The organism is Streptomyces nigrescens (assembly GCF_027626975.1).
Lineage (GTDB): Bacteria > Actinomycetota > Actinomycetes > Streptomycetales > Streptomycetaceae > Streptomyces > Streptomyces nigrescens.
The window spans coordinates 7094467-7114626 of sequence record NZ_CP114203.1 but is presented as its reverse complement, the minus strand read 5'-3'; the positions used below and the strand labels follow the sequence as shown (position 1 = coordinate 7114626).

At 72.1% G+C, this 20160-nt stretch carries 20 protein-coding genes and 1 pseudogene; 10 read left to right on the top strand and 11 right to left on the bottom strand.

Going from position 1 to position 20160, the window contains the following annotated elements; translation table 11 throughout:
- Positions 1-38: 38 nt before the first annotated feature.
- From STRNI_RS31465 to STRNI_RS31455, 3 genes are all read left to right on the top strand, one after another.
- A complete protein-coding gene (locus STRNI_RS31465) occupies positions 39-224 on the top strand; it encodes a hypothetical protein (protein ID WP_159490323.1) in 186 nt (61 codons plus the stop codon).
- The gene (locus STRNI_RS31460; RefSeq protein ID WP_277412430.1) at positions 224-1468 is read left to right on the top strand and encodes a sensor histidine kinase; all 1245 of its coding nucleotides are present in this window, start codon (positions 224-226) and stop codon (positions 1466-1468) included. The genes STRNI_RS31465 and STRNI_RS31460 overlap by 1 nt, the downstream gene beginning before the upstream one ends.
- Positions 1469-1720: 252 nt before the next feature.
- Complete coding sequence (locus tag STRNI_RS31455; RefSeq protein ID WP_277412429.1) at positions 1721-2437, top strand: response regulator transcription factor; 717 nt, start codon at positions 1721-1723, stop codon at positions 2435-2437.
- A gap of 175 nt (positions 2438-2612) precedes the next feature.
- Here STRNI_RS31455 and STRNI_RS31450 read toward each other — a convergent pair whose 3' ends face one another.
- The gene (locus STRNI_RS31450; protein WP_266448766.1) at positions 2613-3617 is read right to left on the bottom strand and encodes a 5-dehydro-4-deoxyglucarate dehydratase; all 1005 of its coding nucleotides are present in this window, start codon (positions 3615-3617) and stop codon (positions 2613-2615) included.
- A 236-nt stretch (positions 3618-3853) separates the two neighbouring features.
- Between STRNI_RS31450 and STRNI_RS31445 the strand changes: the two genes are divergently transcribed.
- The 4 genes from STRNI_RS31445 (at position 3854) to STRNI_RS31430 (ending at position 7574) form a co-directional block, all read left to right on the top strand.
- Positions 3854-4663, top strand: a complete 810-nt coding sequence (locus STRNI_RS31445; RefSeq protein WP_277412428.1) for an NAD-dependent epimerase/dehydratase family protein — start codon at positions 3854-3856, stop codon at positions 4661-4663.
- Positions 4664-4780: 117 nt separating this feature from the next.
- On the top strand, positions 4781-5053 hold the full coding sequence (locus tag STRNI_RS31440) for a GlsB/YeaQ/YmgE family stress response membrane protein (protein ID WP_018091842.1): 273 nt from the start codon (positions 4781-4783) through the stop codon (positions 5051-5053).
- A 76-nt stretch (positions 5054-5129) separates the two neighbouring features.
- Positions 5130-6371 (top strand): TerD family protein, encoded by a 1242-nt coding sequence (locus STRNI_RS31435; RefSeq protein ID WP_266448885.1) that lies wholly within the window; start codon positions 5130-5132, stop codon positions 6369-6371.
- A gap of 324 nt (positions 6372-6695) precedes the next feature.
- Positions 6696-7574, top strand: a complete 879-nt coding sequence (locus tag STRNI_RS31430) for a class I SAM-dependent methyltransferase (RefSeq protein ID WP_159490331.1) — start codon at positions 6696-6698, stop codon at positions 7572-7574.
- A gap of 33 nt (positions 7575-7607) precedes the next feature.
- Here STRNI_RS31430 and STRNI_RS31425 read toward each other — a convergent pair whose 3' ends face one another.
- On the bottom strand, positions 7608-9059 hold the full coding sequence (locus STRNI_RS31425; protein WP_018091845.1) for an alkaline phosphatase PhoX: 1452 nt from the start codon (positions 9057-9059) through the stop codon (positions 7608-7610).
- A 200-nt stretch (positions 9060-9259) separates the two neighbouring features.
- Positions 9260-10771 (bottom strand): hypothetical protein, encoded by a 1512-nt coding sequence (locus STRNI_RS31420; RefSeq protein WP_159490335.1) that lies wholly within the window; start codon positions 10769-10771, stop codon positions 9260-9262.
- 257 nt (positions 10772-11028) lie between these two features.
- Here STRNI_RS31420 and STRNI_RS31415 point away from each other — a divergent pair.
- The 3 genes and pseudogenes from STRNI_RS31415 to dapA all read left to right on the top strand — a co-directional run bounded on the left by STRNI_RS31415 (position 11029) and on the right by dapA (position 14244).
- Positions 11029-12866, top strand: a pseudogene (locus STRNI_RS31415) (endonuclease/exonuclease/phosphatase family protein).
- Between the two features lie 125 nt (positions 12867-12991).
- Complete coding sequence (locus STRNI_RS31410; RefSeq protein ID WP_018091848.1) at positions 12992-13141, top strand: hypothetical protein; 150 nt, start codon at positions 12992-12994, stop codon at positions 13139-13141.
- A gap of 146 nt (positions 13142-13287) precedes the next feature.
- Positions 13288-14244: a 4-hydroxy-tetrahydrodipicolinate synthase gene (dapA, locus tag STRNI_RS31405; RefSeq protein ID WP_274734870.1), complete on the top strand. Its 957-nt coding sequence runs from the start codon at positions 13288-13290 to the stop codon at positions 14242-14244.
- Here the strand turns inward: dapA and STRNI_RS31400 are convergent.
- The 8 genes from STRNI_RS31400 to sufC all read right to left on the bottom strand — a co-directional run bounded on the left by STRNI_RS31400 (position 14156) and on the right by sufC (position 20160).
- The gene (locus STRNI_RS31400) at positions 14156-15082 is read right to left on the bottom strand and encodes an EI24 domain-containing protein (protein WP_078518746.1); all 927 of its coding nucleotides are present in this window, start codon (positions 15080-15082) and stop codon (positions 14156-14158) included. The two genes, dapA and STRNI_RS31400, sit on opposite strands and share 89 nt — an antisense overlap.
- Before the next feature lie 98 nt (positions 15083-15180).
- The gene (gene dapD, locus STRNI_RS31395; RefSeq protein ID WP_018091851.1) at positions 15181-16179 is read right to left on the bottom strand and encodes a 2,3,4,5-tetrahydropyridine-2,6-dicarboxylate N-succinyltransferase; all 999 of its coding nucleotides are present in this window, start codon (positions 16177-16179) and stop codon (positions 15181-15183) included.
- 118 nt (positions 16180-16297) lie between these two features.
- Complete coding sequence (locus STRNI_RS31390) at positions 16298-16837, bottom strand: TetR/AcrR family transcriptional regulator (RefSeq protein ID WP_018091852.1); 540 nt, start codon at positions 16835-16837, stop codon at positions 16298-16300.
- Entirely contained in the window at positions 16837-17157 is a 321-nt protein-coding gene (locus STRNI_RS31385) for a DMT family transporter (RefSeq protein ID WP_093642799.1), read from the bottom strand. The genes STRNI_RS31390 and STRNI_RS31385 overlap by 1 nt, the downstream gene beginning before the upstream one ends.
- Positions 17158-17314: 157 nt before the next feature.
- Positions 17315-17650, bottom strand: coding sequence for a metal-sulfur cluster assembly factor (locus STRNI_RS31380; RefSeq protein ID WP_086718002.1), 336 nt, complete (start codon positions 17648-17650; stop codon positions 17315-17317).
- Positions 17647-18105 carry a Fe-S cluster assembly sulfur transfer protein SufU gene (gene sufU / locus STRNI_RS31375; RefSeq protein ID WP_018091855.1) on the bottom strand — a complete coding sequence of 153 codons (459 nt, stop codon included), beginning with the start codon at positions 18103-18105 and terminating at the stop codon, positions 17647-17649. Before sufU ends, STRNI_RS31380 begins: the two co-directional genes overlap by 4 nt.
- 37 nt (positions 18106-18142) lie before the next feature.
- The gene (locus tag STRNI_RS31370; protein WP_018091856.1) at positions 18143-19399 is read right to left on the bottom strand and encodes a cysteine desulfurase; all 1257 of its coding nucleotides are present in this window, start codon (positions 19397-19399) and stop codon (positions 18143-18145) included.
- Positions 19396-20160, bottom strand: a complete 765-nt coding sequence (sufC, locus tag STRNI_RS31365) for a Fe-S cluster assembly ATPase SufC (RefSeq protein WP_018091857.1) — start codon at positions 20158-20160, stop codon at positions 19396-19398. The genes STRNI_RS31370 and sufC overlap by 4 nt, the downstream gene beginning before the upstream one ends.

Sequence of the window (20160 nt, the reverse complement as noted above, 5' to 3'; positions counted from 1 at the left end):
CCGAGGCGCCGCGGGGCAGCCGCCGGAAGGCTGTTGCCATGAGCACTCGGACCGGCCGTCCCGCACGCGCCCCACGCCCCGCCGCCCCGCGCACGGCGGCGCTTACGGTGCTGCCCACACCGCTGATGAGCCTCACTTACTCTGGGCAGATGATCGTCGGGACGATGGTGGCGGTGGCGGGGGCCCACTTCTTCGCCGAACGTGAGGCCGCCCGGTGCGACTGATGGGCCGGCGCTGGGTCCATCTGGTGCTGGGCGGCGCGCTGTTGATGCCCTTCTTCCTGCTGGCCTCGGTGGTCCTGCCGCTGGTCGCGGACGGCGCCGACCCGCTGCGCCAAGTGGGCTGGCAGCTGGTCGCGTTCGGCTGTGCGCTGCCGCCGGCCGCCCTGGCCGCACTGCTCTTCCCGCTGCTGCGGCCGCTGGAGGTGGCCGCCGTACGGTCGCTGTGCGGGGTGCCCGCGGAGCGGCTGGCCGAGGGACCGGCGGTCTCGTGGGCGGCCCGGCGGCGTACCGCGCTGTGGTTCGTGGCGCATCTGCTGACCGGTGGGATCGTCAGCGGGATGACGCTGTCCGCGCCGCCGGCCGCGGTGGTGCTGCTGTTGCTGCCGTTCTCCGACCCCCTGCGGCACACCGCGCTGGGATGGCCGGACGTCTTCCAGGGCGTGCTGGGCCCGCTCGCGGGGCTGGCGCTGCTGGCCCTGGTGGCCGGCACGTCCTGGGGCGCGGGGGCGCTGCTGGCCCGCGTCGCCCCCGTGCTGCTGGGCCCCACACCCGCCGACCGGCTGGCGGCCGCCGAGCGCCGGGCCGCCGATCTGGCGTCCCGCAACCGGCTGGCCCGCGAACTGCACGATGCGGTCGGGCATGCGCTGAGCGCGGTCACCCTCCAGGCGGGCGCGGCCCGCCGGGTCCTGGACACGGACCCGGAGTTCGCCCGCCGGGCGCTGGCCGCCATCGAGGAGACCACCCGCGACGCGGTCGCCGAACTGGACACCGTCCTCGGCCTGTTGCGCGAGGAGGACGGCAGTGATCCGGCCGCGCCCGCACCCACCCTGGACGGCCTGGAGGCGCTGCTCGGCCGGACCCGGGCGGCGGGCGTACCGGTCGAGGCGACGGTGGAGGGGCCGTGTGCGGGGCTGGCGCCGGTGGTCTCCCGGGAGGCCTACCGGATCGTGCAGGAAGGCCTCAGCAACGCGCTGCGGCACGCCGGTCCGGTGCCGGTCCGGTTGCATCTCGGCGTCCGGGAGCGCGAGTTGCAGATACGGGTGGAGAATCCGGTGGCGGCACCGGCCGCCGGCTCCGCGTCCCCGGCGGCCCGGCCGGGCGGAGGCCGCGGGCTGCGCGGGATCGCCGAGCGCGCCCGGCTGCTGGGCGGTGCGGCGGTGGCGGAGCAACGGGACGGCGTATGGCGGCTGACGGCGCGGCTGCCGCTGGCGGGGGCAGGGATGGGGACGGGGACGGAGGAGCGGTGAACGGGACGGCGTGTGGGGGCGGGCGGCCCGGCTGACGGGGGTGGGGGCGAGGGCGGAGGAGCGGTGAACGGGACGGCGTACGGCGGCGGACAGCCCAGCTGACGGGGACGGGGGACGGGGATGGGGACGAGTGAACGGTGAACGGGACGGCGTATGACGGCTGACGGCCCGGCTGCCGCTGGCGGGAACGGGGAACCGGTGAACGGGACGACGTATGACACAGGACCGGAAACCGGGGACGGCGTGGGCGGCATGACCACGACGCAGGACGGCGGCGACGACCGGCGGGCGGGCGACGGGGACGCCCCCCGCCCCCTCCGTATCGTGCTCGCCGACGACGAGCAGATGGTGCGGTCGGCGCTGCGCGCGATCCTGGGCGCCGAGGGCGATATGGAGGTCGTCGGCGAGGCGGCGACCGGCGCCGAGGCGGTGCCGCTGATCCGTGCGCTGCGCCCGGACATCGTGCTGATGGACGTCCGGATGCCGGAGATCGACGGGATCCGGGCGACCGAGCAGGTGCTCGCCGGGATGGACCGGCCGCCGCGCATCATCGTGGTGACGACCTTCGAGAACGACGCCTCTGTCTATGACGCGCTGCGGGCCGGTGCCAGCGGGTTCCTGCTCAAGCGGTCCGGCGCGGAGGACCTGGTGCAGGCCGTGCGGCTGGTGGCGCGCAGCGACTCGCTGCTGTTCCCGGCCGCGGTGCGGCGGCTGGCCGCCCGGCACGCCGGGGAGCGGGCCGCGGAGGACGCGGTGCGGGCGCTGCGGGCCCGGCTGTCGGAGCGGGAGCGGGCGGTGCTGCGGCTGATGACGGCCGGGATGACCAATGCCGAGATCGCGGAGCGGCTGGGGGTGGGCCCGGCCACGGTCAAGACGCATGTGGCGGGGGTGCTGGCCAAGCTCGGGGTGCGGGACCGGACCCAGGCGGTGATCGCCGCGTACGAGTGCGGGTTCGTCCGGCCGGGGTGAGCGCGGGGGCAGGGGCTCGGGGGGGCCGGGGGGCGATCCCGTACGGGCGGCCCCTACGGGATGACTGGGCCCCCGGTCTTAGGCCTACCCGTCGTCACCGCTCAGCAGCCGGGCCGCTGCCCCGAATTGTGACCTGCTGGATGCCGAAAGGGGTGGAGGAACGCGCCGGTGCGCGTCAGGCGCCGGTCCCTGCCGTGTCCGTGACCAGGGCCAGTCCGCGTTCGATCAGCCCGGCCAGTTCCCTCAGATGCGCGGGGGACGGTTCGCTGAGCGGCGGCCGGACCTCGCCGACGTCCGGGCCCCGCATCCGTACGCCCGCCTTGACCAGCGATACGGCGTAGCCGCGGCCCTGGTTGCGGAGTTCGACCAGCGGCCGGTAGAAGCCGTCCAGCAGCCGGCGCACGGTGTCGTCGTCGCCGGTGTCCAGCGCCCGGTGGAAGGCGAGTGCGATCTCGGGGGCGAAGGCGAAGACGGCGGAGGAGTAGAGGCGGACGCCCAGGCCCCGGTAGGCGGGGCCGGTGAGTTCGGCGGTGGGCAGGCCGTTGAAGTAGAGGAAGTCCTCCTCGGGGGCCTCGGTGCGGACGGCGCTGATGATGCGCTGCAGCAGATCGAGGTCGCCCAGCCCGTCCTTGAGGCCGATGATGCCGGGGGTCCGGGCCAGGGCGGCGACGGTGGCCGGGGTGAAGACCGCGTTGTCGCGCTGGTAGACGATGACGGGGAGCGGGGTGGCGGCGGCGAGTTCGGTGTAGTGCGTCAGCAGCCCCTGCTGGCCGGCGACGACGAGATAGGGCGGCAGGGCGAGCAGCCCGTCGGCGCCCGCTTCGTGGGCGAGGTGGGCGAACTGCGCGGCGAGCGCGGTGCCGTAGCCCGTACCGGCGATCACCGGGACCCGGCCCGCGGCCTCCTCGACCGCGGCCGCGACGCAGTCCGCGAACTCCCCGGGGGTGAGCGCATGGAATTCGCCGGTGCCGCAGCAGGCGAACACGGCGGCCGCGCCCGCGTCGATGCCGTCGCGCACATGGGCGCGGAAGGCGGCCGGGTCCAGCGCGCCGTCCGGCCCGTACGCGGTCACGGGGAAGAAGAGCAGTCCGTCGAGGCGGTCGGCGAGCTGGGAGTGCCGCCTGGGGGCACCTCCCGGACGAAGGCTGGGGGAGGTTGCTGGGGGAGGGGCTGAGGTCACGGGCTCTCCCTGACATGCCTGTGCATGTTTATGATGAGCGTCCATATTTCTGAACGGCGCCACGCTAGAGCAGCCGCACCGCACCGGTCAAGGTGCCACAACTACCGCGCCACAAGCCGATTCACACCACCCGTCAAGCGCCTTGACCGGCCAAGATCCAGCTTTCTACGGTGTCCACACATCTGAATGACATCCGCACATGCAGCCTTGCTGCGCAGCCGGAGGAGTCGCCGCCCATGACCGCACCCCGCACCGTTCTGCTCACCGGCGCCGCCGGCGGGCTCGGCACCCTGATGCGTGAGCTGCTGCCGCCGTACGGCTACCGGCTGCGCCTCTTCGACCAGCGGCCCGTCGAGGGCGCACCGGACGCGGTCACCGCCGAGCTGGCCGATACGGAGGCGCTGCGCGAGGCCGTGCACGGGGTCGACGCGATCGTCCATCTCGCCGGGATCCCCCTGGAGGCCCCGTTCGAGAAGATCCTGCGTGCCAACATCGAGGGCACCTACCACCTGTACGAGGCGGCGCGCGCGGCAGGCGTCCGCCGTGTCGTCTTCGCCTCCTCCAACCACGCCGTCGGCTTCACCCCGCGCCCCGCGGACGGCTCCGGCGCCATCCCCGTCGACACACCCCGCCGCCCCGACACCTACTACGGCCTGTCCAAGGGCTTCGGCGAGGACCTCGCCTCGCTCTACTGGGACCTGCACGGCATCGAGACGGTCTCGGTCCGGATCGGCTCCTGCTTCCCCGAGCCGACGTCGGTACGGATGCTGTCGATCTGGCTGAGCCCGGCCGACTGCGCACGGCTGCTGGACGCCGCGCTCACCGCGCCCGGTGTGGGCCACACCGTCGTCTACGGCTCCTCCGCCAACACCCGCCTGTGGTGGGACCTTTCGACCGCCCGCGCCCTGGGGTACACACCGCGGGACGACTCCGAGCCGTACGCGGCAGAACTGATCGCCGCCCAGGGCCCGCTGGACCCCGGCAACCCCGCCCACGACCGTCTGGGCGGCGCCTTCTGCACCGATCCGCCCCGGTGGCCGCACTGACCGGCACACCCCCGCGGCCGTACGGAGCACCACGCGGGACCTGCCACGGAACCCGTGCCGCCCGGCCGGCGTCCTCGTCTACGTACCGATTCTCCGCGCAGGAACGAGGAACACATCATGGGCATCGTCAGCTGGCTCGTACTCGGGCTGATCGCGGGCGTCATCGCCAAGGTTCTGCTGCCGGGACGGGACCCGGGAGGGATCATCGGCACGACCCTGATCGGCATCGTGGGGTCCTTCATCGGCGGCTGGCTCTCCACCAAGTTCCTGCACGAGCCGATCCCGAAGGACTTCGGCGAGCCGAGAATGTGGGTCGCCTCGATCGCCGGGGCCCTGGTTCTGCTGATCGCCTACCGGCTGCTCTTCGGCAACTCCCGCGAACGCCGGTGAACGGGCCGGGCGGCCATCGGACCGCAGGTAATGGAACCGCAAAGGTGAGCCGATCGTTGAGCACGGCATGACCGCTATGACTCCTGGCTCGAACCTCCCGCTCAGTGCCGTACGGGTGGCGGTGGACGTCACCGCCCCCGTGCGGCTGGACGTATCGGGCCTGCTGCTGGCCGCCGACGGCAAGGTGCGCTCCGACGACGACTTCGTGTTCTACAACCAGCCCGCCGGTCCGGGCGTGACGCACTCCGCGGCGGCCGGCGGCGGCGACACCATCACGGTGGACACCGCCGCGGTGCCCGACGGCATCGAGAAGATCGTGGTCACCGCGAGCCTGGACCAGCCCGGCGCGACCTTCGCCGGCACCGAGCCGACCGGCACGGTCCGCAACGCCGACGACAACAGCGTCCTCGCCTCCTTCACCCCGCCCCAGCTGGGCGCCGAGACCGCGCTGGTGGTCGTCGAGATCTACCGCCGCTCCGGCGCCTGGAAGGTCCGCGCGGTCGGCCAGGGCTACGCCAACGGCCTGGCGGGGATCGCCACCGACTTCGGCGTCAGCGTGGAGGAACCGGCCGCACCCGCACCCGCCGCCGCCCCGCAGGCACCCCCCGCTCCCCCGGCACCCGCGGCACCCGCGGCCCCGGCCGGCCAGTGGGGACCGCCCGCCGGCACCCCTGCCCCGGCCGCCCCGCCGGCCGCGCCCCCGGCCCCCGCCGCCGCTCCGGCCGCACCGGCAGCCCCGGGCAAGATCAACCTCGACAAGGGCCGTGTCAGCCTCCAGAAGAACCAGACCGTCTCCCTGGTCAAGGGCGGCCGCCCGCTGCTCAGCTCGGTCCGGATGGGCCTCGGCTGGGAGCCCGCCTTCCGCAGCAAGAGCATCGACCTGGACGCCTCCGTCATCGCCTACGGCCCGGACCGCAAGAAGGTCGACAACTGCTTCTTCGGCAAGCTGATGATCCTGGGCGGCGCGATCCAGCACTCCGGCGACAACCTCACCGGTGAGGGCGCCGGCGACGACGAGGCGATCACCGTCCACCTCGGCGGGCTGCCCCCGGAGGTGACGGGCCTGGTCTTCGTCGTGAACTCCTTCTCCGGCCAGAAGTTCTCCGATGTCGCCAAGGCCTACTGCCGCCTGCTGGACGCCCAGAGCGGCGAGGAGCTGGTCCGCTTCGACCTCACCCACTCGGAGCCCCGTACGGGCGTGATGATGGCCAAGCTCATCCGCCAGTTCTCCGGCGAGTGGGAAATGACCGCACTGGGCGAGTACGTCGACGCCCGCACGGTCCGCGGCATGGTCAAACCGGCCGGCAAGGCCCTGTGAACCCGTGACGCCCGCTTCCCTGACGGCCCCGCCGCCGTCAGGGAAGCGGGCCGCGGCGTCTCACCCCCGGCCCGCTCCGCGCGCCACGCCGGATCCGCCGTGCCCCCGTGGCGCCGCCTCCGGCGGACGGCCTTCCCTGGTGCGGGAACGGTCCAGGATCGAGAATTGTCTCGTCCGTACCGTCGAGCTCAGCACCTCTCCTTCCGCCTCCGCACACCCCTAGGATTCCCGGTCCGCACGCCCCCGGGATTCCCCCGTTCCCCCACGCCCCATCACGGCTGAGCCCGTCACGGCATCCCCCACGGCACGCACGAGGAGCGTTCGATGACGCAGCAGCCGCCGCCGGCCGGACCCGCGGAGCCCCCGGACGGCCCAGCGCCCCCGGACCTTCCCGACCGGGTCGCGCGGGTCTACGGCGAGCTCGACCTCAGCACCGTCCCCGCCTTCGCCGGCGGCTTCATCAATTTCGGCTACTGGACGGCCCTGCCCGGCCCTGGGGACCGGCAGCTGACCCGGGCCGACCGGGTGCGCAGCGAGGAGGACCTCTACCGGCTGGTGCTCGGCACCTTCGACCTGCCGCGGGGCGGCACCGCCCTGGACGTCGGCTGCGGACGCGGGCTGGGCTGTGCGCTGGCGCTGCGGGAGTTCGGTCCGGGGACGGTCATCGGGCTGGACGCCCACCCCGACCAGATCGCCCGTGCCCGGGAGGCCAACGCGGAACTGCTCGCCGCGTCCGCGGACGCCCCCGGCCGGCTGGAGTTCCTCCTGGGCGCCGCCCAGGACATCCCGCTCCCCGACGGCTGTGTGGACTGCCTGTTCTCCGTCGAGGCGGCGCAGCACTTCCGTGATCTGCCCGGTTTCGCCCGGGAGGCCGCACGGGTGCTGCGCCCGGGAGGCCGGCTGGCGCTGACCACCTTCTTCGCCCGCACCCGGGCGGCCGCCCGCGCCCTGCCCGCGCTGCTTCCCCCGTACGCCGACGGCCTGGACGTCCCGCACGTGGTCGACGAGGTCGCCGGGACGCTGGCCGCGGCGGGGCTGCGGGAGGTGCGGGTCCGGGCGATCGGCGACGGGGTCTGGGAGCCCTACGACCGCTATATGGCCCAGCAGCCGGAACTCCGCGACGACGAGTGGCCGCGCCGCTATCTGACCGCGTACGAGACCGGTCTGCTGGACTACTACGTCCTGACGGCGGCGGCCGGCTGAACCGCCGCCGGCCGTACGGCTACCGCTGTACGGCTATCGCTGCCGGCGCTGCCGCTTCCACGGCCCGGTGATCGCCAGCATGATGCCGGGATCCTGGATGTTGGCGAACAGCGTCCGCCCGTCCGGGGAGAACACCGGCCCGGTGAACTCGCTGAACTCGGGCTCGGCCGCGGTACCGATGTTGAGCTCGTTACGGGCGATCGGGTAGGTCCGGCCGTCGTCGGTGGCCCCGAAGAGGTGCTGGACGCCCTCGCCGTCCTCGGCGATGATCAGCCCGCCGTAGGGCGAGACGGTGATGTTGTCGGGACCGTCGAGCGCGCCGTCCTTGGACGGGTCGGGGTTGACGCCCAGCAGCACTTTCAGGGTCAGCGTCCGCCGCCGCGGGTCGTAGAACCAGACCTGTCCGTCGTGCTGGACGGGGCTCTCGTCACGGGCGTAGGAGGACACCACGTAGGCGCCGCCGTCCGCCCACCACAGGCCCTCCAGCTTGCGGGCGCGGGTGACCTCACCGTCCTTGAACTGCTTGCGCACCGAGACCTTACGGGCGTCACGGTCGGCGACCTCGACCCAGTCGACGCCGTAGACGGTGCCGGCCTTGGTGGCGCGCGAGAGGTCGTCGACGAACCGGCCGCCGGAGTCGAAGCACTTGAAGGCCTCCAGCACCCCCGCGTCACCGGCGAGCGAGCGCAGCTGACCGCGGCCGTGGCGGAAACCGTGCGGCGGGGTCCAGCGGTAGAAGAGGCCGTTGGGGCCGGAGGCGTCCTCGGTCAGGTAGAGGTGACCGCGCTTGGGGTCGACGACGACGGCCTCGTGGGCGTAACGGCCCAGCGCCTTGAGGGGCTTGGGGTCGCGGCCGGCCCTGCGGTCGTGGGGGTCGACCTCGAAGACATAGCCGTGGTCCTTGGTCATGCCGTGCTCGCCGGCCTTGTCCTCGGTCTCCTCGCCGGTGAGCCAGGTGCCCCAAGGGGTGGTGCCGCCCGCGCAGTTGGTGGACGTACCGGCGATGCCGACCCACTCGCCGACCGGGGTGCCGTCGTTGGCGACCTCGACGACGGTGCAGCCGCCGGACGCCGCCGGGTCGTAGACCAGGCCTTCGGCCAGCGGCACCGGGTGCGGCCAGTCGGCGCGCGGGCCCTTCAGCTCGTGGTTGTTGACCAGGAGGGTGGTGCCGCGGGGGCCCTCGAAGGTTCCGGTGCCGTCGTGGTTGGAGGGGGTGGACTCGCCGCTGTCGAGCGTGGTCTCCCCGGTGCGAGTGATGATCTTGTACGAGAACCCGGCGGGCAGCGCGAGGATGCCGTCCGGGTCCGCGATCAGCGGGCCGTAGCCGACCCCGTTCCCGTCCGCCGTGCCGTCCGGGCCTCCGTCCGGTGTCTCCGCGCCGATGGCTCCGGGCGCGGTCGCCAGTACGCCGACGCTGCCGGCCAGTGCGACCCCCGCACCAGTGAGGGCGGAACGCTTGGCGAAGTCTCTGCGGGTGAGCGGCATTGTCATCTCCTGGATGGCCGGTTTCTTCTCCCCTGTGCCTGCGGGCACACGCTCTCGTGTGCCGTCGAACTCCAGTTGAACGCGGCGCGACATCCAGGAAGCAGTTGGGGCCGGTCCGGCGACCGGACCGTTACGGTCCTGGTCGCCGGACCGGCCCCGGGGCGTGGGTGCCCCCCGCCCGGCCCGGCCCCCTGCGGGAGTCAGCCCGACTGGCGCGAGCGTGCCTTGAACGCGGCCTTGCGGGCCTCCTTGGCGGCCTTCTTGTCCGGGTGCAGCCGGCCCATGGCCTCCAGGACATCGGCGGTGGCCGGGTGGTCCACCCGCCAGGCGGTGTCGAAGAACCCGCTGTGCTGCTCGGTCAGGCCCTGCACCAGGTCACGCAGCTCGGTCGTGGCCTCCTCGTCGGCGCTGTCCAGCTGCGCCGCGATGGTGTCCACCGTCAGCCAGAAGATCATCTCCTGGGACGGCTCGGGGATGCCGGGCAGCGCGCGCTCGGCCAGCCAGACCCGGGCCAGGCCGCCGAGCTGCCGGTCGTCGAGCACCTCGCGCAGCGCGGCCTCGGCGTCCGGCGAGACCAGCGAGAGGGTCTGCTGGGCGGCGAGCCGGCGCCGCGGGGCGCGCTCGTCGTCGCCGCGGGCGGCCGCGAGCAGGTCCCGGGCTGCGTCCGCCGGCGTACGGGCGGTGAGCCAGAGCTCGGACTCGGCCTGGGCGAGCGCCTCGGGGTAGTCGGGCAGCGCGTCCAGGAGGACATCGGCGCCCTTGTCGGCGAGGTCGCCGACCGCGGGGGCGTGCACGCCCGCGTCCAGCATCCGGGCGCGGACCGCGTAGACACCGAGCGGGGTGAGGCGGACCAGGCCGTAGCGGGAGACGTCCTCGTCGGTCAGCGGCTCGGCGGAGGTTCCCCCCGGCCCCTGGGGGAGGACCGTCTCGCCGTCCTCGTCGAGCTCCTCGATGAGCGCCTCGTCGACGGGCTGGTAGGCGACCAGGCCGATCGGCTCCAGCACCCGGAACTGGTCGTCCAGGCGCATCATCGCCTCGGAGACCTCTTCGAGGACATCGTCCGTGGGCTCGTCCATATCGTCCGGGACGATCATGGAGGCGGCCAGCGCGGGCAGCGGAACCTCCTGGTCGGGGCGCTCGTTCAGGGCCGTCAGCAGATAGAGATTGCCGAGGATGCCGTCCAGCAGCTCGGCCTCCTCCTCCGGGTTCCAGTCGAGCGCGTCCAGATCCAGTTCGCCGCCCTCGGTGAGCTGGTCGGCGAGGTCGGCGAGGTCGGGGGCGGCGGCGTCGGCGAGCACGGTCTCCATACCGCCGAGCCAGATGTCGAGGATGTCCTGCGGGCTGCCGGAGGTGAGCAGGCCGAGCTCCTCGCCGGGGGTGGCGATACCGGCCGCGGCGTCGTCGGGGAGGTCGGCGCCGTCCTCGCTCTCCTCGGTCTCCGTGATCTCCACGAGGCCGGTGTCCACCGCGAGCTGCCAGGCCTCGGCGGTGTAGGCGGGGCCGTCCTCGTCGCCGGTCAGACCGAGGTGCTCGGTGGCGGCGGCCAGGGGCTCCTCCAGGATCTGGCCGCCGACGCCGACAGGGACGCCGCGCTCGGCCCAGCGGGCGAGTTTCGCGGCGCGGGCCATCAGGGGCGCGCTCAGCGCGTCCCGGGCCAGTTCCGCTTCGGAGTGCAGCCGCACCGGCGGCAGGGTGGGGCGGTCTGCGGACATCGGCTGCTCAGCTCCTCGGACGGACTGCGGCTGGGGGTTCCTCCCAGCGGTAGCTGGGGTGTGCGCCGCCCAAGCGTAGACGGAATTCTCCGTATCTCGGACGGTTCACCCCCGCGCCCCCTTCCGGTTACCCGCAGAAGCTTGACAACTCCCTTACGTGCACAAGAGATTGACGCAGATCGACGCGCGTAGCGCGCGCCGGTCCCGCACCGTACCCACGGTGTCCCAGCCACCCCCCATACCTCTCGGAGGCATGCATGCCGTCCCGTCGCTCGCTCCGCAGACCGGCCGCCGTCAGCGCGGTGGTCTGCGCCGCCCTGGCCGGCGGACTGCTGACCGCCACGGAGTCGGCCTCCGCGGCCGGCGCCCGGATCCACGACATCCAGGGCAGCACCCGAATATCCCGCTCGCCGGACAGCAGGTCAGCGAGGTGCCCGGTACGGTCACCGCGATCCGCTCGTTCGGCTCGGCGCGCGGCTTCTGGGTGCAGGACCCGCACCCGGACAAGAACCCGGCCACCAGCGAGGCGGTCTTCGTCTTCACCGGCAAGGAGACGCCGAAGGTCGCGGTCGGCGACGCGATCACCTTCTCCGGCACGGTCAGCGAGTACTACCCCGGCGGCAAGGACGCCGGTCTGCAGTCGGTCACCGAGATCACCGACGCGACCTGGAAGACCGGCTCCGCGGACGCCCCGCTGCCGGCCGCCTTCAAGCTCAACGCGGCCTCGGTGCCGAACCGTTACGCCCCCGACGCGGGCGGCAAGAGCATCGAGTCCCTGAAGCTGCGCCCCGCCTCGTACGCCCTGGACCGCTACGAGTCGCTGGAGGGCATGCGCGTCGCGGTGTCGGACGCGCCGGTCGTCGGGGCGACCAGCAGCCATCACGAGCTGTGGGTGACCGCCGAGCCGAAGCGCCACCGCACGGCCCGCGGCGGCACGCTCTACGGCTCGTACGCGGACCCCAACGGCGGCCGGGTCAAGGTGGCGTCCCTGATCCCCTTCGCGCAGCAGCCGTTCCCGGTGGCCGATGTCGGCGACGAGCTGACCGGCTCCACCGCCGGACCGCTGGACTACGACAGCTTCGGCGGCTACTCGCTGCAGGCCACCGAGCTGGGCAAGCTGACCGACCACGGCCCGGAGCCGGAGAAGACCCGCAAGCAGAAGTCCGACGAGCTGGCGGTGGCCACCTACAACGTCGAGAACCTCTCCCCCAGTACCCCGCAGGCCAAGTTCGACCGGCTGGCGAAGGGGCTGGTGGACCACCTCGCCGCCCCCGACGTGGTCGCGCTGGAGGAGGTCCAGGACGACAACGGCGCCACCGACAACGGCGTGGTCACCGCCGGGGCGACCCTCAAGAAGCTCACCGACGCCATCAAGGCTGCCGGCGGCCCGGCGTACGAGTGGCGGCAGATCGACCCGGTCAACGGCCAGGACGGCGGCCAGCCCGGCGGCAACATCCGGGTGGCGTTCCTGTTCAACCCCGAGCGGGCCTCGTTCACGGACATCAAGGGCGGCGACGCCACCACTCCGGTGAAGGTGGTCGGCGACCACGGCAAGGCCACGCTGTCCGCGTCGCCGGGCCGGATCGCACCGGCCGACCCGGCGTGGAAGGCCAGCCGCAAGCCCCTTGTCGGCCAGTTCTCGCTCAAGAGCCGCCCGGGGAGCCGGGTGTTCGTGATCGCCAACCACTTCAACTCCAAGGGCGGCGACCAGGGCCTGGACAGCCGTTTCCAGCCACCGGCCCGGAGCTCGGAGACCCAGCGCACCGCACAGGCCGGTCTGGTCAACCAGTTCGTCAAGGAGCTGCTGGCCAAGGACCCCAAGGCCGGCGTGGTGGTGGCCGGTGACCTCAACGACTACCAGTTCTCGCCGGCCCTGAAGCAGCTCACCGCCGGCGGTGTGCTCACCGACCAGGTCGGCCGGCTCCCGCGGGCCGAGCGCTACGGCTATGTCTTCAACGGCAACTCGCAGGTGCTGGACCACATGCTCACCAGCCGCCCGCTGGCCCGGGCCGACTACGACATCGTGCACCTCAACGCCGAGTACGCCGACCAGGCCAGCGACCACGATCCGCAGGTCCTGCGGATCCGGCCGTAACACCGCGGGCCATCACTTCGTGTGACTCCCCCGTCACCCGACCGGCCCACGTCCGGGGGCCAACTGCCGCGGGGGGTGCGGTACTGGGCAGGTAAGAACCATTCGGCGAGACATAGGGAGTCATCATGCCGAAGTCCCAGAACCGTAAGTCGGGCAACAAGGACCGTGCCGCCGAGCGGCGCACCGACCAGCGGAAGCCGAAGTCGTCGGAGGAGTCCGCCGCCGAGCGGACCCAGGACCTGAAGCGTTCGCGGAATGGCCTGACTGGCGCGTGATGGGCCTGTGATGCCCGAGCGGCCGTCGCACCGAAGGGTGCGGCGGCCGCTTCACGTTTCCGGCCCTGCCGGCGTAGCACTGCTTAACAAATTACCCAAGCACAACTAAGTGGACGTGAAATATGAGGCGCCCTCACACTTCTGACATGGACACCATGACCGCCCCCTACGCCCCCGCAGCGCCCTTCGGGCGCCTCGCGGCCGCCATGATCACCCCGTTCACCGCCGACGACGAGCTCGACACGGACGGCGCGCAGCGGCTCGCCACCCGCCTCGTCGACGACGGCGGCTGCGACGCACTGGTGCTGAGCGGCACCACCGGGGAGTCCCCGACCACCTCGGACGCCGAGAAGGAGACCCTGCTGCGGGCCGTGGCCGAGGCCGTCGGCAACCGCGCGCGGATCATCGCGGGGGTCGGCACCAGCGACACCCGGCACACCGTCGCCTTGGCCCGCAGTGCCGAACGGGCGGGCGCACACGGCCTGTTGGTGGTCACGCCGTACTACTCGCGGCCCACCCAGGAGGCCGTCAGCCATCATCTGCGGACGGTCGCGGACGCCACCGGGCTGCCGGTGATGCTCTACGACATCCCGGGCCGCACCGGCACCGCGCTGACCGCCAGGACCTTGCTGCGGCTCGCCGCCCATCCGCGGATCGTGGCGGTCAAGGACTGCGCCTACGACCCGCTGAAGTCCGCGAAGGTGCTGGCCGCGACGGACCTGGCCTACTACGCGGGCTGCGACGAACAGATCCTGCCGCTCCGGGCGCTCGGCGGCAGCGGCTGCGTCAGCACCGCCGCCAATGCCGCGCCCCGGGCCGTGCGCGCCCTCCTGGACGCCTACGACGCCGGCGACACGGCCGGAGCGGCCCGCCGTCAGCTCGCCCTGGTCCCGCTCATCGAGGCGGTGACCGGCGGGGAGCACCCCGGCACGGTCACCGTGAAGGCGCTGCTCAACCACCTCGGGCTGCCCGCGGGGCCGGTGCGCGGTCCGCTGCTGGCGGCGGACGCCGAGCTCACCAGCCGGCTGGCGGACGCGCTGCAGACGACCCTGGACCGGACTGCGGACGCGGCGACGGCGGTGCCTGCGGCGGTCCCTGGTTAGGCGGGAAGGACGCGGGCGGCGGCCCGTAGGCGCCCGGCGCGGCCATCTGCCCGTACGGAGCCGCGGCGCCTCCCTGCCCGGCGGCCTGCTCCGGTGCCTGCTCGTCCGGCACCAGGTCCCGGACGAGCAGCGTGGCACCGGCGACCGCGCCCGGCATCAGCACCACCGCGATGAACGGGATCAGGAACAGCAGCACGATCGGGGTGCCGAAGCCGACCGCCAGCGCCTTGCGGCCGCGCAGCAGCCGGAGCCGCTCGCGCACCGGGATGTCCCGGCGCTGCATGGCCACCGAGGTCAGCTCGACGGCGAGGAAGAAGCCGGAGACACAGAAGCCGATGGCGGGGACCACGGTCTGCCCGATGAACGGCACGAACCCGAGGACGAACAGCAGGATGCCGAAACCGGCGGCCCGCAGCAGCACATGGACGCTGTCCCGCAGCGCGATCCAGACCTCCTGCCACAGCGGCCGGTCCGGGGACGGCGGACAGTTCCCCTCGGACTCCTCGACCTTCTCCGAGAGCGACTCGTAGAAGGGGTCGCCGATCAGCAGGGTGACCGCGGTGAAGGTCAGCACCGACAGCATCAGCCCGCCGGCGAACAGCAGCCCCACGAACACCCCGCGCAGCAGCCCCTGCCAGGGCTCGTCCCAGTCGTCGGCGAACGGCGTCGCCCAGGCCGCGATATCGCCGGACCAGAGGGCGAGCACGGTGAGCACCGCGACGTACAGCACCAGGGCGATCAGGGCCGGAATCAGCCCGAATCCCCACCACCGGCCGTGCTGGGCGACCCAGCGCTGGCCCTTGCCCAGATACCGCATCCCCGCTACAAGATCACGCATGGCGCAAGCCTATCGGCGTCCGGCCGGGCCCGGGACCGGGGTACCGAAACCAAAGGCCCGGCGGGATGCCCGCCGGGCCGTGGTGCGACCGTGTCCGCTCAGTTGTGGCTGTGCAGTACCTCGTTGAGGCCGCCCCAGTCCGCCTTGTTCGGGCGGGCCTCGACGGTGCCGGTGGTGGAGTTGCGGCGGAAGAGGATGTTGTCCGCGCCGGACAGCTCCAGGGCCTTGACGATCTGGCCGTCGGGCAGCGTGACCCGGGTGCCGGCGGTGACGTACAGACCGGCCTCGACGACGCACTCGTTGCCCAGCGCGATACCGATACCCGACTCGGCGCCGAGCAGGCAGCGCTCGCCGATCGAGATGATCTGCTTGCCGCCGCCGGACAGGGTGCCCATGGTGGAGGCGCCGCCGCCGATGTCGGAGCCGTCGCCGATGACCACACCCGCGCTGATCCGGCCCTCGACCATGGAGGTGCCCAGCGTCCCGGCGTTGAAGTTGACGAAGCCCTCGTGCATGACGGTGGTGCCGGCCGCGAGGTGCGCGCCCAGGCGCACCCGGTCGGCGTCCGCGATCCGCACCCCGGCGGGCGCGACATAGTCCGTCATCCGCGGGAACTTGTCGATGCCGGTGACCATCAGGTGCAGCCCCTCGGCGCGGGCGTTCAGCCGCACCGTCTCCACCTGGTCGACGGCCACCGGGCCCAGCGAGGTCCAGGCGACGTTGGCCAGCAGGCCGAAGACGCCCTCCAGGTTCTGCCCGTGCGGCTTGACCAGCCGGTGGCTGAGCAGGTGGAGGCGCAGATACGCGTCATGGGCGTCCAGCGGCTTGTCGTCGAGGGAGGCGATGACCGTCCGGACGGCGACGACCTCGACCTCGCGGACCGGGTCGGGACCGATCGCCTTGAGCACGGCGGCGCCCAGCAGTTCGGTGGCGCGCTCGTCGTCGAGGCGCTCGGTGCCGGCGGGGCCGAGGTCGGCGGTCGCCGCGGCCAGCTCGGGCGCCGGGAACCAGGTGTCGAGAACGGTGCCGTCGGAGGTGACGGTGGCGAGCCCGGCGGCGACGGCGCCGGTCGTACGGGAGGTAGCAGCTTCGGTCATGTTCGAAACCTAACCGGAGGGCGCCCGCCGAGGCGAACCGGTCTCAGCGATCGGGCCGGGTCACGGGGGCGCACCACCCCGCCCGCAGGGCCTGGAAAACGGCCCGCTGCCGGGCGGTTCAGCCCAGCACCCCGGCCAGCCCGGCCCGCACCGCCTCGGGGTCGAAGGGCTGCCCGGTCAGCAGATGCTGCAACACCAGCCCGTCGGTGAGGGCCACCACCGTCCGCGCCGTGCGCAGATCGCCGATCCGCTGTCCGAGCAGCCGCACCATCTCGTCCAGGCATTCGGCGGCGATCGGCCGCACCGCCTCGTGCCGCAGCGCCGCCAGATACAGCTCGTACTCCAGCTCCATCCGTCTGCGGTCACCGGTCAGCGTGTCCTCGACCAGCCTCGCGACCTCCTCGGCGAGCGGCGCCTCCGGGTCGATGCCGTCGACCCAGCGGGCGAAGTCGTCCAGGCACACGACGTTGGACTGCCGCAGCGCGGCGACCAGCAGGTCGTCCAGGGACGCGAAGTGGTAGGTGGTCGAGCCCAGCGGCACATCCGCCGCGGCGGCCACGGCGCGGTGGCTGAGCCCGGCGATCCCGCGCTCGCCGACCACGGTGATCGCCGCGTCGATGATCCGCTGCCGCCGGTCCGGGTCGTAGCGCCGGGCCATCAGTGCGCCCCGTCCAGGTTCAGCACCACGACACCGGCGATGACCAGCAGCACTCCGAGGATCTTCAGCGCACCGGCGCTCTCCCCCAGGAACACCATCCCTATCGCGGCGATCACCGCCGTCCCGGCACCGGACCAGATGGCGTACGCGGTCCCGACACTCATCGACTTGAGCGTCTGGGCGAGCAGCGCGAAGGCGAGCAGATAGCCCAGCGCCGTCCCCACCGAAGGCCACAGCCTGCTGAAGCCGTCGGTGTACTTCATGGCGGTGGTCGCGAGCACCTCGGAGAGAATCGCGCCGGCGAGCATCAGATAGGCCATGCGTACGAGCGTACACAACGTTGCGTACGGGCGTACACAACGCTTTCCGGCCACGCTGCGGGCCGGCCGGACGCGCCCCGGGACAGCGAAACGGCCGTGCCCGCCGCATTCTGCGGGGGCACGGCCGTTTCGGCTCGGCCTTTCGGGCGCCGGCGTCTCAGACGTTGAAGCCCAGCGCGCGGAGCTGCTCGCGACCGTCGTCGGTGATCTTGTCCGGGCCCCACGGGGGCATCCAGACCCAGTTGATCTTCAGCTCGTTGACGATGCCGTCCGTGGCGGACTTCGCCTGGTCCTCGATGACGTCGGTCAGCGGGCAGGCCGCGGAGGTCAGCGTCATGTCGATGGTGGCGATGTTGGCGTCGTCGACGTGGATGCCGTAGATCAGCCCCAGGTTGACGACATCGATGCCCAGCTCGGGGTCCACGACGTCGTACAGCGCCTCGCGGACCTCCTCCTCGGAGGCGGGCTTCGTGGTGGTCGGAGTGTCGGTCATGCGGTCTTCGCCTCCTCGGAGAGGGCCTTGGCCGTGGCGTCCTTCCAGGCCATCCAACTGAGCAGGGCGCACTTCACACGCGCCGGGTACTTGGAGACACCGGCGAACGCCACCGCGTCCTCCAGGATCTCCTCCATGGCGTCATCCGGCTCCACCTGGCCCTTGGACTGCATCAGCTCCAGGAACGTCTCCTGGATCTTCTGCGCGTCGCCGAGCTGCTTGCCCACCAGGAGGTCGTTGAGCACCGACGCACTGGCCTGGCTGATGGAGCAGCCCTGGCCCTCGTAGGAGACATCCTCGATCGTCGCGCCGTCGAGCCGCACGCGCAGCGTGATCTCGTCACCGCACGTGGGGTTGACATGGTGCACCTCGGCGTCGCCGTCCCGAAGACCGCGCCCATGGGGGTGCTTGTAGTGGTCCAGGATGACGTCCTGGTACATGGAATCCAGCTTCACGGCTCAGTCAGTCCTCGTCCTCATCCGCTGTGCTTGGTTATCCGAAAAAGTTGCGGACGTGCTCCAGGCCCTCGACCAAGGCGTCGACCTCGGCGGGCGTGGAGTACAGATAGAACGACGCTCGCGTGGTCGCGGGAATTCCGAAGCGCAGGCAGACCGGCCGGGCGCAGTGGTGACCCACCCGGACCGCGATGCCCTGCTCGTCCAGCACCTGGCCGACGTCGTGGGGATGGATGTCGCCGAGCGTGAAGGAGAGCGTCGCCCCGCGGTCCTCGGCCGTGCTCGGGCCGATGATGCGCAGGTCGGGGACCTCCAGCAGCCGCTTGACGGCGTACTCGGTGATCGCGTGCTCATGCGCGGCGATGTTGTCCATGCCGATCGAGGTGAGGTAGTCCACGGCCGCGCCGAGGCCGACGGCCTGGGCGATCGGGGGCGTACCGGCCTCGAACTTGTGCGGGGCGGGCGCATAGGTCGAGGAGTGCATCGAGACGGTCTCGATCATCTCGCCGCCACCGAGGAACGGCGGGAGGTCCTCCAGCAGCTCCTGGCGGCCCCAGAGGACGCCGATGCCGGTCGGGCCGCACATCTTGTGGCCGGTGAAGGCCACGAAGTCGGCCTGCAGCGCCTGCACGTCCAGCACCATGTGCGGGGCGGCCTGCGAGGCGTCGATGCAGACCAGCGCGCCGACCTCCTGGGCGCGGCGGATGATCGTCTCGACCGGGTTGATCGTGCCCATGATGTTGGAGACCAGCGTGAAGGAGACGATCTTCGTCTTCTCGGTGATGATCTCGTCGATGTTGGACAGGTCGAGGCGGCCGTCGTCGGTGATGCCGAACCACTTCAGCTTCGCACCGGTGCGCTGCGAGAGCAGCTGCCACGGGACGATGTTGGAGTGGTGCTCCATCTCCGTGATGACGATCTCGGTCTCACGGTCCACGCGGTAGGGCTCATCGGCCCAGCCGAGCATGTTGGCCACGAGGTTGAGCGACTCGGAGGCGTTCTTGGTGAAGATCACCTCGTCGCGGCTCGGGGCGTTGATGAAGGCGGCCACCTTGTCGCGGGCGCCTTCGTACAGCGCCGTGGCCTCCTCGGCGAGCACATGCACGCCGCGGTGGACGTTGGCGTTGTGGCGTTCGTAGTAGGCGTTCAGGGCGTCGAGGACCTGACGCGGCTTCTGCGAGGTCGCCGCGTTGTCCAGGTACACGACCTTCTTCCCGTCATGGATCTGACGATCCAGGATGGGGAAGTCCTTACGGATCGCCTCTGTGTCGAGGAGGCCCGGCAGCTGTGTCACGCGGTTGCGCCACCCTTCGTGTATGCCTCGTAGCCCTCGGCCTCCAGCTTGTCCGCGAGCTCGGCACCGCCGGACTCGGCGATCCGGCCGTTGGCGAACACATGCACGCGGTCGGGCTTGATGTAGCGCAGGATGCGCGTGTAGTGCGTGATCAGCAGGGTGCCGACCTCGCCGGTCTCGCGGACGCGGTTGACGCCCTCGGAGACGGTGCGCAGCGCGTCGACGTCCAGACCGGAGTCGGTCTCGTCGAGGATCGCGATGGCCGGCTTGAGCAGCTCCAGCTGGAGGATCTCGTGGCGCTTCTTCTCACCGCCGGAGAAGCCCTCGTTGACGTTGCGCTCGGCGAAGGCGGGGTCCATCTGGAGGCGCTCCATGGCCTCCTTGACCTCCTTGACCCACAGCCGCAGCTTGGGGGCCTCACCGCGGATCGCGGTCGCGGAGGTCCGCAGGAAGTTGGAGACCGAGACGCCGGGGACCTCGACCGGGTACTGCATGGCGAGGAAGACGCCGGCCCGCGCGCGCTCGTCGACGGACATCTCCAGGACGTCCTCGCCGTCGAGGGTGACGGTGCCGCCGGTGATCGTGTACTTGGGGTGACCCGCGAGGGAGTAGGCGAGGGTGGACTTGCCGGAGCCGTTGGGGCCCATGATGGCGTGCGTCTCGCCCTGCTTCACGGTCAGGTCGACGCCCTTCAGGATCTCGCGCGGGCCGTTCTCGGCCTCGACGGAGACGTGCAGGTCGTGGATCTCAAGCGTTGCCAT